This window comes from Streptomyces sp. NPDC058246, from assembly GCF_042881985.1.
Taxonomy (GTDB): domain Bacteria; phylum Actinomycetota; class Actinomycetes; order Streptomycetales; family Streptomycetaceae; genus Streptomyces.
In genome coordinates, this window is the sequence record NZ_JBHVWZ010000032.1 from 33,816 (window position 1) to 47,004 (window position 13,189).

Annotated in this window: 13 protein-coding genes; 4 read left to right on the forward strand and 9 right to left on the reverse strand. The window is 69.7% G+C overall.

Annotation, left to right across the window (positions count from 1 at the left end):
* Positions 1-155: 155 nt before the first annotated feature.
* From ACFVXA_RS33005 to ACFVXA_RS33020, 4 genes are all read right to left on the reverse strand, one after another.
* The gene (locus tag ACFVXA_RS33005) at positions 156-401 is read right to left on the reverse strand and encodes a CDGSH iron-sulfur domain-containing protein (protein ID WP_362017588.1); all 246 of its coding nucleotides are present in this window, start codon (positions 399-401) and stop codon (positions 156-158) included.
* 13 nt (positions 402-414) lie between these two features.
* A complete protein-coding gene (locus ACFVXA_RS33010) occupies positions 415-1,068 on the reverse strand; it encodes a HemK2/MTQ2 family protein methyltransferase (protein WP_390028105.1) in 654 nt (217 codons plus the stop codon).
* 95 nt (positions 1,069-1,163) lie between these two features.
* Positions 1,164-2,153, reverse strand: coding sequence for an iron-containing redox enzyme family protein (locus tag ACFVXA_RS33015; protein ID WP_383901224.1), 990 nt, complete (start codon positions 2,151-2,153; stop codon positions 1,164-1,166).
* A 331-nt stretch (positions 2,154-2,484) separates the two neighbouring features.
* Positions 2,485-2,679: a CsbD family protein gene (locus ACFVXA_RS33020; RefSeq protein WP_362017591.1), complete on the reverse strand. Its 195-nt coding sequence runs from the start codon at positions 2,677-2,679 to the stop codon at positions 2,485-2,487.
* Between the two features lie 170 nt (positions 2,680-2,849).
* On the opposite strand from ACFVXA_RS33020, the gene ACFVXA_RS33025 reads away from it, so the two are divergent.
* The 3 genes from ACFVXA_RS33025 to ACFVXA_RS33035 all read left to right on the forward strand — a co-directional run bounded on the left by ACFVXA_RS33025 (position 2,850) and on the right by ACFVXA_RS33035 (position 4,669).
* Positions 2,850-3,419 (forward strand): class I SAM-dependent methyltransferase, encoded by a 570-nt coding sequence (locus tag ACFVXA_RS33025; protein ID WP_362017592.1) that lies wholly within the window; start codon positions 2,850-2,852, stop codon positions 3,417-3,419.
* A 198-nt stretch (positions 3,420-3,617) separates the two neighbouring features.
* Positions 3,618-4,004, forward strand: a complete 387-nt coding sequence (locus ACFVXA_RS33030) for a hypothetical protein (RefSeq protein ID WP_384025711.1) — start codon at positions 3,618-3,620, stop codon at positions 4,002-4,004.
* Positions 4,005-4,024: 20 nt separating this feature from the next.
* Positions 4,025-4,669 (forward strand): helix-turn-helix domain-containing protein, encoded by a 645-nt coding sequence (locus ACFVXA_RS33035; RefSeq protein WP_362017593.1) that lies wholly within the window; start codon positions 4,025-4,027, stop codon positions 4,667-4,669.
* 318 nt (positions 4,670-4,987) lie between these two features.
* Here the strand turns inward: ACFVXA_RS33035 and ACFVXA_RS33040 are convergent, their stop codons facing one another.
* The 4 genes from ACFVXA_RS33040 to ACFVXA_RS33055 all read right to left on the reverse strand — a co-directional run bounded on the left by ACFVXA_RS33040 (position 4,988) and on the right by ACFVXA_RS33055 (position 10,546).
* Complete coding sequence (locus tag ACFVXA_RS33040) at positions 4,988-5,890, reverse strand: geranyl diphosphate 2-C-methyltransferase (protein ID WP_383741402.1); 903 nt, start codon at positions 5,888-5,890, stop codon at positions 4,988-4,990.
* A gap of 5 nt (positions 5,891-5,895) precedes the next feature.
* Positions 5,896-7,206 (reverse strand): family 2 encapsulin nanocompartment cargo protein terpene cyclase, encoded by a 1,311-nt coding sequence (locus ACFVXA_RS33045; RefSeq protein ID WP_362017595.1) that lies wholly within the window; start codon positions 7,204-7,206, stop codon positions 5,896-5,898.
* Positions 7,207-7,260: 54 nt separating this feature from the next.
* A complete protein-coding gene (locus ACFVXA_RS33050; RefSeq protein WP_362017596.1) occupies positions 7,261-8,673 on the reverse strand; it encodes a family 2B encapsulin nanocompartment shell protein in 1,413 nt (470 codons plus the stop codon).
* A gap of 613 nt (positions 8,674-9,286) precedes the next feature.
* Positions 9,287-10,546, reverse strand: a complete 1,260-nt coding sequence (locus ACFVXA_RS33055) for a magnesium and cobalt transport protein CorA (RefSeq protein WP_362017597.1) — start codon at positions 10,544-10,546, stop codon at positions 9,287-9,289.
* A gap of 146 nt (positions 10,547-10,692) precedes the next feature.
* Here ACFVXA_RS33055 and ACFVXA_RS33060 point away from each other — a divergent pair, with 146 nt between their 5' ends.
* Positions 10,693-12,009 (forward strand): winged helix DNA-binding domain-containing protein, encoded by a 1,317-nt coding sequence (locus ACFVXA_RS33060; RefSeq protein ID WP_390028108.1) that lies wholly within the window; start codon positions 10,693-10,695, stop codon positions 12,007-12,009.
* A gap of 316 nt (positions 12,010-12,325) precedes the next feature.
* Here ACFVXA_RS33060 and ACFVXA_RS33065 read toward each other — a convergent pair whose 3' ends face one another.
* Positions 12,326-13,117: a serine protease gene (locus ACFVXA_RS33065; protein ID WP_362034446.1), complete on the reverse strand. Its 792-nt coding sequence runs from the start codon at positions 13,115-13,117 to the stop codon at positions 12,326-12,328.
* Positions 13,118-13,189: the final 72 nt, after the last annotated feature.

Below are 13,189 nucleotides of genomic sequence, written 5' to 3' on the forward strand. Positions count from 1 at the left end.
CGACTGCCGCTGCCGTCCCGTCAGCTCGACTGCCGCTGCTGTCCGTCAGCTCGACCGCTCTGGCCCCGTCCCCGGATTTACTGGGCCGGCTAGAGGGGGGTGGTGGTGCGTCGCGGTGGAGGGGGTCACCGGCTCCGGTCGTGGTGAAACGGCCATCAGCCGGAGCCGGACGCCCCCGGTCCGGGGTCGTCGACACCGGCGGCCGTCGTGTGCTTGCGGTGGCTGGTGTCGCACCACGGATACATCTTGCTGCGTCGGCAGGTGCACAGAGCCACGCAGAACCGGTCCGACGACACGGTCGTGCCGTCCTCCAGGAGGACTTCGACCGGGCCCTCGACGAGCAACGGGCCTTCGCGCCGCGCCGTGATCCGGCGAGGCCGTTCCGCTGAGGCGTTCGGCATCCGGCGGGGCCGGTCAGCTGAGGCGTTCGGCACGGATGATCACCAGCTCTTCCTTCTCGTCGTCGCCTGCCGTCAGGCCGCGGCTGCGCAGCCAGCCGGACCGGGAGCGCAGGACAGGCCCGAAAGCGATGTGGCGACGGTCCACGATGTCGGCCCGCAGGCCCGCTGCCCGCAGCTGACGCAGGCTCTCCTCGGCTCCGCTGAGTGCGGACTGGACCAGGAGCAGTACGCCGCCCGGGCGGAGCAGTGCGGGCGCCTCCCGGCACATGCGGTCCAGGATGAGACGGCCGTCGTACCCGGCGTCCCAGGCCCGGGCCGCGCTCCGCCGCGGGCAGGCGGCTGCGGGGGCCGGCACATACGGCGGGTTCGAGAGGATCAGGTCGAAGGACTGGCCGCCCACCGGAGCCAGCAGATCGCCGTGCACCACGCGCAACGGGATACGCGCCAACACCGCGTTGACCTTCGCGTTCAGGACGGCTCGCCAGGAGACGTCGACGGCCGTCACGAGCGCGCCGAGCCGCCCCGCGGCCAGTGCGACGGCGCCCGTGCCCGTACCGACGTCGAGGACCGCGGCCCGGTGGGGTAGGGGTTCCTGAAGGAGGGCGTGGAGGAGGAGGTCGGTGTCGTCCTGTGGTGCGTAGACGCCGGGAAGAGTCACAGAGGTCATCAGGGGGTTTCCGTATCCGTATCCGGTTCCCGCGGAGGTCGGAGGGACCTGTCCTGCGGAGAAACTGTTCGGTGGCGGCGGGGACGGCGGGCCGGTCAGACGGGCGTCCGCAGTGATGACCCGCCGGTCCGCCATGCGCCGAGGAGCTGCGCGGCCAGGCGGTCTTCGAGATAGCCGGTGGCGTTCACCCCGAAGGCGACGTCACGGTTCAGATGGGGTTCCTCTTCCAGGAGGCCTGCGACGACCTCACGCCGGACGACCTGCTCGTGCACGGCGTCGGCCTCGACGTGCTCGTCGTAGAAGTGCTCGGCGGCCGGTCCCGCTCCGGTGCGGCGCATGGCCCGGGCCAGCCGGCGTGAACCGGGGGAGGAGGTGATCTCGACGGTGGCGAAGTGGCCGACCAGGGCTCCGCGCAGCGCGCGGTGCAGGCCGAACAGGGACATCAGGTTCACGGTGGCGAGGGCCTCGGCGCTCGCCACGTCGACATAGTGCCCGTACGTGGTGTCCAGGTCGAGGTCGGCCATCAGGTCGGCGAACAGTCGCGCGTGCACGCGCTCGGCGCGACCGCCGCCGAACTCGTCGAACTCCACGGCCGCCATGCCGGCCTTCGCGCGGCCCCACAGCCGGGGCAGTACCCAGGCGTGCGGGTCGGCCTCCTTGAGGTGGTACAGCGATCGCTGGGCGGCGTACTCGCGCAGGTGCCAGAGCTCGCCCTCGTCCTGGAGGTAGTGGCTGACGCCGGTGCCGTCGACGGGCTCCACGAGCAGCTCGTCCAACGCCTCGTCGGCGTGCTCGTGCCCTGTCGCTCCCTCGCGCAGGGCCTCCAGGAACGGCTGCTCCAGTGATGCGCGGACCGCCAACAGGACGGGGTCCCATTCGCGAGCCGCGTCGACGCCCGCGAAACCTCGGTAATGCAACTCGTAACAGAGATACAGGCCGAGCTGCCAGTCCTCCTCCAAGGGAGAACCCCCGGCGATCGTTCCGTCATCGGGGGGCGGTCCCGAACCGCGCAGAAAATCGGCTATCGCAGCCGAAATTCTGCCCCGGGCGGGCGGCAGCTGCGGTTCTCTCTCCGAGCGTTCCATGCGCACGGAGTACCCGTGATCCACGATCTCTCACGTGCGCCGCGACACCTGGCAGCGCGTACCCATGCCAGGTGACAGGTGTGCGGGACCCTGCGGGACCCTGCGGGACGAGGGGCCGCGTGGTCGCAGTCCCGGCTCGGGCGACGGGCGGATCTCCCCGGGCGGAACACAGATCCGGTCCGGGCGGGGACGCAGACCCGGTCCGGGCGGGGACGCAGATCGGGTCCGGGCGGGGACGCAGATCGGGTCCGGACGGGGACGCAGATCGGGTCCGGACGAGGGTGTGGCGAGGGGCACCTTCGCTCTCGCGCGGGCCCCTCGCCACACAAGCTCAGGCGCGGTGTTCGGGCTTGATGGAACGCCCGGTCTCCTTGGCACGCTCGCCGGCCTTGGCCCGTATCTTCTTGGCCTCGCCGCGCGCCTCGTCGGCCTTGCCCTGCATCTCGGTCTCGCGGTCGCCCGTGATCTTGCCGGTCATCTCCTTGGCCTTGCCCTTCATCTTGTCCGTGCCGCCTTTGCCGGCCATGGCTCCTCCTTGAGGTGGGGGGTGCTTGCCCGCCCAACGTAAATGCGCTCCGGAGCCACCGCCCGCTGAAGCGTCACTGTGCGTAGCCGCACCCCGATGGCCGTACCAGCCCCTCGGTATGCGGAGCATCATCGACAGCACGCCCGCCGCGCGGAAAGGCCCTCGGCCCCATGACCATCGAAGACCCGCTCTCCTACTGGAATCCGCTCTGGGAATCCGGCCGCCGCTACCGGTCCCTCGTCCCCGAAGAGACAGGCCGGATCAGCGAGTTGCTCGGCGCGGGACGAAACCGTCCGGCCCTCGACATCGGCTGCGGCGACGGATCACTCGCCCGCCGTCTGCACCACGAACTCGGCTTCCGCACCACCGGAATCGACTGCTCTCCGGCGGCCCTGGCGTCGGCGGAGACCGCTCAAGACGCCATCGCCGGCCCGCGTTTCCAGCGGCTGGACTTCGAAGCCGACGACCTCGGCGCCCTGCCCGATCCGGCATACGTACTGATCACCTGCCGGCTCGTCTATGCCTTCATCAAGGACAAGGGAGCCTTCCTCGACCGCGTCCGCCACCTGCTCGCTCCCGGAGGCGTCGCCTGGATCGCCACCCCGATGGCCGGTCGCCTGCCCGCCGAACGCAGATCCATCGGCATCACCGAAGAAGACGAAGCCCTGCTCACCGCGGGCTGGTCGACAGTCCGCAGCGACGACCAGGACACCATCCGCTGCTACGCGCTCCGCCCCTGACCGCCACTCCCAGCCGACGCGTACCGGCGCCTGGGCTTGGACCGGGAAGCCTGGCTTCTGAACGAAGACTTGAACGGGTCCGGCAACGGAGACAGGCCGCCGCACACCCTCCGCCGTCATCCGTATCCACAGCTGATGTTGAGCTGGTCGATTCATCAGAGCTGGGGCGTCGCGGGGCCCATTGCTAGACTCGGGCGTATGCCGACGTCAGCCCCGCCCCGCCGTATGCCGACGTCAGCCCCGCCCCGCAACCGTTCTGAACGGCGCCGCGCCGAGACCCGTCAGGCGCTCGTTCGCGCGGACCGGCGGATTCTCGCCTGGACCGGGGACACAGGCACGAGCATCCATGCCATCGCCGAGCGCGCGGACACCGCCGACCCCAGCGTCGCGCTGACCGCGCTGACTGCCCCGACCGCGCTGACCGCCCTGGGCGGCTCCCTGCCGGCACTCGTGGAGCCGCGGTTCGCCCGCCCGGATCTCGACGGCGACGACGCCGCGTCGAACCTGGCCGAGACGCTGCTGCGCATGCCGGGCGTCCCACCGGAGGACGCCCGCGACATCGTCCGGCGCCCGGTCCGACCTTGACCGACGAGGGGCGGAGCACCGTGTCCAAGCCTGTCGTCCGCGAACCGCTGCGGCGCAACTCGCGCTCCAACCGGGCCCGCATTCTCGCCACCGCCCGGCAGGAGCTCGGCCGGAACCCCGACGTGACCCTCGAGGAGATCGCGCGGGCCGCCGGTGTGGTCCGCCGGACGCTCTTCGGGCATTTTCCGGGGCGAGCCGCCTTGCTGGAGGCTCTTGCCGAGGAGGCGTCCGAGGCGCTGCGCGGGGCTGTGGACCGGATGCCGGACGCGGAGGAGGCACCTGAGCGTGCGTTCGCGCGGTTCATCCTGTCGATCTGGCCCGTCGGTGACCGTTACCGGCTGCTTCTCGCGCTCGCCCGCCAGGACCTGGGCATGGACCGGGTGTCCGAGATTCTCACCCCGGCCCGCGACGAGGTCACCGCGATCCTCGACCGAGGGCAGCGTACGGGCGTGTTCCACGACCAACTGCCCGCAGCCGTGCTGAGCGCCGCCCTGGAAGCCCTGACCCTCTCCCTGCTGGAGAGCGTCAACACGGGGACGTGGGAGGACGACGGGACGCGCACCGCGGTCGCCACGCTGGTCGCGGCAGGCGTGTCGGATCAGGCGGCGACCTCGATCGTCGAGGGCGTGGCATCGGAGATGAGAGCCGAATCCTTCGACGGCTGATTTCGTACCGGACACCGTGGTCGTGCTCGCCGTCCTGCCCGGCCGCCGGGTCGCGACGAGGGCGGGAGCCGACCGGCGACGAGGCCGATGTCCGCGCCGCGAGGTCGGCGGGGGCGGCGGGGTGGGCAAGGGTGCGGGCGGCTCGAGGAGAGGCCACCCGACCCTGGAGCCAGTCCCGCCGCTTGAAAATCACGTACAGGCTGACGCAGACCACGCGACAGGGGATGGGGATGTTCTTCGTCTGCTGGTGGTGCACGGTCTGTGTGGTTACTGACCGGGGGCCCGTCCCGCCAGGGACGGGCCCCCGGCAGCAGAAGGTCAGACTCGGTCGGCGGCGATGAGGAGGTACTGGAAGGACCCGTCCTTGTAGGAGTTGATGAACGCGTCCTCAATTCCCGTGACCAGCGAAGACGTTGCCCGCAGCTCCCAGTAGGGCAGAGTGGCGGGGGTGAGGTCGACGACGGCCTGCGGCACGAGGCGATTGTCGGCCATGGCACGCAGGTACTCCCGGCGCGAGTGGATGTTGCACTCGAAGTGCGCGTTGATCTGGGAGACCCACTTCGAAGGCTGGCCGTACCGCGGGTTCCAGCAGCCGGTGATGGTCACGTAGCGACCGCCGACCTCGAGGATGCGGGAGTGTTCCGCGAAGAGGTCCTGCAGGTCGACGTACATGCTCGACTCGTTGTTCCACGAGGCCGCGATCCGGCCGGTCTCGAAGGGCGTGGAGAGCATGTTGCAGACGCGGGCGCGTACGTGGTCCTGGATGCGGAGTTCGTGGGCACGCTGGTTGGCGAACTCGGCCTGCTTGGCCGACAGCGTGACACCTTCGACCTTGCTTCCGAAGCGTTGGTGCGCCATCACCATCGACCCGCCGCGCCCGCAGCCGGCGTCCACCAGGGTGTCGTCACGCCCGACGTCACCGAGGTGCCCCAGGAGGAAATCGGCCTGCGCCGACTCCAGTCGGTGGAGCTCGGCGATCAGCTTCTTCTCGCTCTCGCTGTCCTCGGCGTCGCCGAGTGAGGAGTGGTCGACTTCCCCGATGCCGTAGTGGTGGTGGTAGAGACCGTCGACATCGCCGAGACGCAGGTTCACGGGCCTGGCCTCCCCGTCCCAGTAGCGGGCGATGTCTCCCTGGTAGGGAGTCGCCGGGCCGGGGATGAGCAGAGGGGCGTCGGTGGCGGTGAGTTCGGTACTGGTCGTGCTGGTCACAGATGAGTCCATTCTTCCTACCAGAAGTCGGGCAGGCTGTAGCGATAGGTGTTGGTCTGGTGCCAGTGGTGGTTTCCGTCGACCCAGGCGGCCACGCCTTGCAGGAAGCGCCGCACGGTGGGGACGGGGCAATCGGCGGCCAGGGCCGCGGCGTTGCTCTCGAAGTCGTGCATGAGGTCGTTGTGGACCTCGATCGACTTCAGATAGGCGTCCCGGTCGGAGAGGCCCTCACGTTCGGCGATCACGACGGGCAGGTTCAGGTGCCGCCCGGGAGCGTCGAGTTCCTTGGTGTACGAGTACAGGTCGTTGACGATGGTCGTCGCGTTCCCCGCGAGTGCGATGACTTTCTGCATGGCGGCCTGGGCGTGCAGGTCCGCCGGCAGTTCATAGCCACCGACGGTGTCGGTGATGGTCGGGCAGGGGCGGAAGTTGTTGAACTGGCGCATCGCCAGGTACTCCCACACCTCGGGTACGTGGTCCATCTGGGCCCAGGCGGCTTCGGCGAGATACCCCAGGTGAAGCCGGGCCATGTCGTGCCGGAATCGGTCGGTCTGGGAGGAGGTGGCTGCTTGGCCGAAGTAGTCCATGGCGGAGCGGTAGGCGCGCCGGGGCGCGTCCGCATGGAGCGACTTCGCCCATTGCGCCTGGTACTCCTCCGTCGTGTAAACGGGGTCGAGTGCGGTGTGCGCCAGCAGAAGGCGTTCGCCGAGGCCGACGGGCGAGCCCCCGTGGTCCTCGCAGTAGCAGTCGTCCACCGCGTTCTCGGCCACCATCAGACGTGTGGCGATCATCAAGTGGTCGATGGTGGGTGCGTCCGGATGGCAACCGACCATGTAGCGGCCCACGGAGAAGCCGTCGAACTGCTCCTCCCAGTCCGCCGGGTACAGGGAGACCTCGTCCAGCGCCCAGGACTTGATCCTTCGGCTGACCTCTTCGACCCGCACCGGGTCGGGCTCAGCCACCTGGTGGTAGTAGAGGCCCGGGATCGTCCTGCCTTGCGCCGTAGCTGCCGACGGCTCCGAAGGCGTGGGCAGCTGCTCCCGCGGGATCAGGCGCAGGGCCGCCGTGCCCAGGCCGCTGGGGCCGTGCAGGATCCGTTCCAGGTCGGGGATCGGTGTCGGCCCAACGGCTGTCGGGGCATCGGGGAGCGGCGGTGTCGGCACGGAAATCGCAGGCGGTGAGGGCACGGACGGCGCACAGGGCGGGCCGCCGGTGACAGCCTTGATATCGCAGGCACGGGCCGCGGCTTCAGCGAGGACGTGCGCCCCGAAGTGGGCAGCGGCCGCCGGCAGGCTCGACTGCGGAGGTGCCGGCTCTGGCGTGGGCATCGATGGCTCCTTCGTGGAGTGGGCGGCTGTCCCCGGGCCTGGCGGGTGGGCCCGCTACCTGGGCCAGCGGGCGATCTGCACGTTCTCCAGCACGCCGACCGCGTCCGGTACGAGGATGGCGGCGGAGAAATAGGTGCTGACGAGGTAAGAGGTGATGGCCTGCTCGTTGACGCCCATGAAGCGGACCGACAGGCCCGGTTCGTACTCGTCCGGCAGACCTGTCTGATGAAGACCGATGACACCCTGGTTGTCCTCGCCGGTACGCATGCAGAGGATCGAGCTGGTCTTCTCCTTCGTGATGGGGATCTTGTTGCACGGAAGGATCGGAACCCCGCGCCAGGCCGGGACCTGCTGACCGCCCAGGTCGACGTGGTCCGGATAGAGCCCGCGGGCGTTGAACTCGCGCCCGATCGCCGCGATGGTCTTCGGGTGCGCGAGGAAGAACTTGGACCCGCGACGGCGGCAGAGCAGTTCGTCCATGTCGTCCGGGGTCGGTGGGCCGGAGTGCGTCTGGAAGCGCTGCTTGAAGTCGGCGTTGTGGAGCAGACCGAACTCCGTGTTGTTGACCAGCTCGTGCTCCTGGCGCTCGCGCAACGCCTCGATGGTCAGCCTGAGTTGCTCCTTGGTCTGGTTCATCGGCTCGTTGTAGAGGTCGGCGACCCTCGTGTGGACCCGCAGAATGGTCTGCGCGACCGAGAGTTCGTACTCGCGCGGATTCAGTTCGTAGTCGACGAACGCGCCGGGCAGCTCATGCTCGCCGGTGTGGCCGGCCGACATCGCGATCTCCGCCTCGCCGCGGTGGTTCTGCCGTTGGCGGGGAAGCGACGTGAACTCTTCGATGTGGTTCCGCAGGCCCGGCGCCGTGGACAGCACGGCCTCGAAGTCGGCGCGAGACAGGGTGAGCAGGGTGCCCGAGGTCTCGGCGGTGGCAGTGTGCTCCCACCGGGCGTCCCCGTCGAGTAGGGCGTTGTCCCCGAACCGGTCGCCATCGGCAAGTACGTCCAGGGCGACCTCGTCGTCGTACTCCCCGACGGACGTTCGGCTGATGCGGCCGTGGGCGATCAGGTGGAGCTGATCAGCGGGCGCACCGCGTTCCACCAGCGTCTGGCCGGCCCGGAAGTCGCATTGGACGCACCGATCGGCGAGGGCGGTAAGTACCTCCACGTCGTCGAAGCCGCGCAGCAGGGCCAGTTCACCGAGCTCACGGGGGATCACCCGGACGTCGGCGCCGTCCTGGACGAACTCCACGCGCCCGTCGCCGATGGTGTAGGTCAGGCGATGGTTCACCCGGTAGACCCCGCCCTTGGTCTCCACCCAGGGGAGCATCCGCAGCAGCCAGCGAGAGGTGATCTCCTGCATCTGCGGGGCGGACTTGGTGGTGGTGGCCAGGTTGCGGGCGGCCGCCGTGCCGAGACTGGATTGCCGGGGTGGCTCCAGTCGCGCCTCCGGGCTCGAGTCAACAGTCATCGGGCGAGCTCTCCTTGTTCAGGGCGGTGATGCCACGTATGTGGGCGTCGTCGGACAACAGGAGCGAAACGGGTATATGAAGGGGAATCAGTCCAGATCCAGGTGAACACTAATGGCCGCTTCGCCCCGTGGACCAAGGAAAGTGGGCGACATTAACTCGATGCGATGATCGCGCCCGCGCAATGTTTGCCCAGGTGTCGACGGGATTCAGCCCCGATTGGACGGCGTGTCCCGACGAGCGGCCGGTCGGCTTCCACAGTGGGGGGGCGGCGAGTCGAGGCGCCGCGGAAGTGCCGTATACCCAGGCCGTCTTGGGCGTTTGGCCCAGTTGGTGACGTCCGCCCGCTGCCGCCACCGTCCGCAGGTGTCGCGGCGGGCCCCTCGCATCACGGCATCGGACACGCGACAGGACTCAGCCGGGGCAATGGTGCGGCTGGGGCGACGCTCGATATGCGCTGCAGTGTGCTTGTGGGTCAACTCCCCGTCGACCAGGGCGACTTCGGACCCGACGAGGTCCTCGGTGCGCCGGCGGCGCCCCAGAGCCTGTCACGGCTCCACTTTCGGGGGTGCGAGAGCAAACAGCGCGAGCAGTTCGAGGAGCGGCCACCCGACCCTAGAGCCAGTCCCGCCGCTTGAAAATCACGTACAGGCTGACGCAGACCACGCCCATCAAGCCGATCGCGAAGGGGTACCCGAATTCCCAGCTCAACTCGGGCATGCGCTCAAAGTTCATGCCGTAGATCGTCCCGACCAGCGTCGGAGCGAACAGGATCGCCGCCCACGACGAGATCTTCTTGATCTCCTCGTTCTGTTCGAAGCCGGCCTCGGCCAACGCGCGCATTTCGGCGTTCTGTTGCTGGGTCACCAGGGTCGCGTTGACGGTGAGGATGTCCGTCAGGGCCTGGCGGAAGCCGTCGACGCGTTCGCTGGTGTGGGTGACGTGGTCGGCGACGTCACGGAGGTAGCGCTGGAGTTCCTCGTCGGTGCCGTACTTGGCGAAACCGGCCATCAGGGCGTGCAGCATGCCGACCAGAGGGCGGGTGGCGCGCTGGAACTCGACCATTTCGCGGGAGAGTTCGTAGATACGGCGGGACACCTCGGGGTCGCCCCGGAAGACCTCGGTCTCGATCTCGTCGATGTCGTTCTGGACGCCCGTGACGACCGGGACGTAGCCGTCGACGACCGAGTCGAGGATCGCGTAGAGCACGGCCTCCGGGCCGAGCTTCAGCAGTTCGGGAGTCTCCTCCATGCGGCGGCGCACCGCCGAGAGGTCCGGCGCCGCGCCATGGCGGACCGTGATCACGAAGTCGGGGCCCACGAACACGTGCAGCTCCCCGAAGTCGACCTCCTCGGCCGCGTCCAGATAGCGCGCGGCGCTCAGGACGACGAAGAGCGTCTCGCCGTACCGCTCCAGTTTCGGGCGCTGGTGCGCCTCCATCGCGTCCTCGACGGCGAGCGGGTGCAGGTCGAACTCGGCTGCCAGGGAGAGGAGTTCACGCTCGGTGGGACGAGCCAGGCCGATCCAGGCCATGCCGTCCGGCTGCTCGCGCAGCTGCCGGAAGGTGTCGGCGAGGGATGTCGGGGTCGAGACGCGTACGCCGTCGCGGTACAGGGCCGCCTGTACGACGCTGCCGACGTCGGCGGATTCCGGTGCCGGAGCGTCGGGGCGGGGGGAGGGAGGCTGCGCGGGCGGAGCGGCCGGCGGGTTCAGGGCACGCCGCCAGACGGGCTTCCTCGCGTCCTTCCCGTTCTCCGCCTCCGCTGAGTTTCCCGTGTTCCCTGTGCTCCCCGTGTTTCCCGCGTTCCCCGTGTTCTTTGTGATCCTGGTGTTCCTGTTGTTCTTCGAGGCTGAGCGGGCGCGTCGTTCGGACATCGCGGCTGCCTCCCGTGTCGAACGTACGTCTGCGTGATCACGGAGCAGGATATACGGGGCAAACGACATGGGCGTGCCCGTTCGCGCCGGGATTCGGTGAGAGTAGCGGACAGTCCCTGTCCGCAACGGTCGCTAACGTGCGCAGCATGACGAAGAAGACCGGGACCGCCGCCGACACGACAGGGGCAGCCGGCACGGCTGGGACGGCCGGCCCCACGGGGACCGCCGGTACGACAGGGACCGCCGACGCGCCCGCGAGGACCGCGACGGCCCCGACGGCCGCGAGGGCCAAAACCGTCAAGACGGCCGCGACGGCCGCGACGACCACGAGGGCCAAAACCGTCCGGACGGCCACGGCTACGGCTGGAACCACCGCCCCCGTCCTCGACACCCGCGCCCTCAACCGCGCCACCCTCGACCGTCAGCTTCTGCTGCGCCGCTCCACGCTGTCCGCGCAGGCCGCCGTCGAGCATCTCCTCGGTCTTCAGGCACAGAACGTGAAGCCGCCCTACTACGCCCTCGCCGCCCGCCTGGAAGGTTTCCGGCCCGAGGCGCTCTCGGCGGCCATGGAGGCACGCGACGTCGTACGCATCGTCACCATGCGTTCCACCATCCACACGCACACCGCCGCCGACGCCCTCACCCTGCGCCCGCTCGTCCAGGCCGCCCGCGACCGGGAGCTGGGAGCTTTCCGAAAGGGGCTGGCCGGCGTCGATCTGGAGCGGCTCGCCGCGGTCAGCCGGGAGCTGGTGGAGGCCGAGCCGCGCACCATGAAGCAGCTGCGCGAGGCGCTGCTCGCAAAGTGGCCGGACGCCGACCCGTTCGCCCTCTCGGTCGCCGCCCGCTGCCGGCTCCCGCTCGTCCAGGTCACCCCGCGCGGGCTGTGGGGGCGCAGCGGCCAGGTCGCGCTGACCACCGCCGAGCACTGGCTGGGCCGCCCCGCCGAGCCGGCGCCCGCCCCGGACGGGACCGTCCTGCGCTACCTCGCCGCCTTCGGGCCCGCCTCCGTCAAGGACATGCAGACCTGGGCGGGCCTGACCCGGCTGCGCGAGGTCTTCGAGCGGCTCCGCCCCCAGCTGGTCACCTTCCGTGACGAGCGCGGAGTCGAGCTCTTCGACCTCCCCGACGCGCCCCGCCCGGACGCCGACACCCCGGCCCCGCCGCGCTTCCTGCCGGAATTCGACAACCTCCTCCTGTCGCACGCCGACCGCTCCCGTGTGGTGCCCGCAGGCCTGAAGGGGCGCACCTGGCAGGGCAACCAGGCGTACTGCACCCTCCTCGTCGACGGTTTCCTGGCGGGCGTGTGGCGGCAGGAGGGCGAGATCCTCACCATCGAGCCGTTCGGCGGGCTCACGAAGACCCAGCGGGACGAGGTCACCGAAGAGGCGGAGCGGATGCTCCAGGTGATGGCGGGCCCGTCCTCGTCCTCGTACGACATCCGCTTCGGAGCCGTCTCCCGGTAGACCGCCAGGCCTGGGACCTCGTCAAGCGCGTCACGGCGTTCGCGTCGACGCGTACCGGATTCGTGCCGAGGCGGTGCGCGGGTGGATCCATGAGGTGCCGGCGGCCAGTTGGGGCACCGCGGGGAAGCTGACCGCCGACAAGTGGAGGGGGAGCGGGGGAGCTTGGGGAGTGGATAGGGGGCGTTGCGGGCCGCTCGTGGTGGGGGGTGGTGGGTGTTGGTGTTGGTGTGGGGGGGGGGGGTGGGGGCGGGGGGGGGGGTGGCCCGCAACGCCCCCTGGCATTTCACCTGAGGGGTACTCAGGAGTTCATCGACGACTACGAGTTGACCTGCGCGGTCACCAGGCTGGAGAAGGTCGTCAGGCGGGTGTAGACGCCCGGGTAGCCGGCCTCCGCGCAGCCCTCGCCCCAGGAGGTGAGGCCTGCCAGGACGCCGCCGATGAGCAGCGGGCCGCCGCTGTCGCCCTGGCAGGTGTCGACGCCGCCGGAGGTGTATCCGGCGCAGACCATGTCGGAGGCCACGAAGTCGGTGCCGTACGAGCTCGCGCAGCTGGAGTTGGAGACGATCGGGACGGTCGCGGTGCGCAGCTGGTTGGACGAGCTGCCGCTCTCCGAGGTGGTGCCCCAGCCGAGGATGCGGGCGGTGGTGCCGGTCGCGTACACGCCGGTGTCCGAGGAGGACACGTACTTCGCCGTGGTGTACGACATCGACGTCGACAGGGTCAGTACGGCCACGTCGTCGCCGTTGGTGGCGTCCGTGTAGCCGGGGTTGATCCAGATCTTGCTGACCTTGCTGACGGTGCCGTTCGTGCCGTTCAGGTACGTTCTGCCGCCGACGACGCGGACGCTGCTGGTGGTCTCGCCGACCATACAGTGGGCGGCCGTGACGACCTTGTTGGCGGCGACCAGGGTGCCCCCGCAGAACTGGTTCTGGGAGGCGTCCGTGATCTGCATCATGAACGGGTACGCGGTCGTCGTGGTCGTCGTGCCGCCCACGATGGGCTGGGGCGCGGCTACGGCGGAGGGGGCGCCGAGCAGCGCGGTCGCGGCGGCGGCAGCGGTCGCCGCACACACTGCGGCGGTCTTCTTGGCGCGGTTGAGCCCGAACATGGGTCTCCTCAGAGTTTGCCGGTGGGGGGACGCGCGGGTGTGGGGGGTTCTGCCACGGTGCCTGTGGTGGGG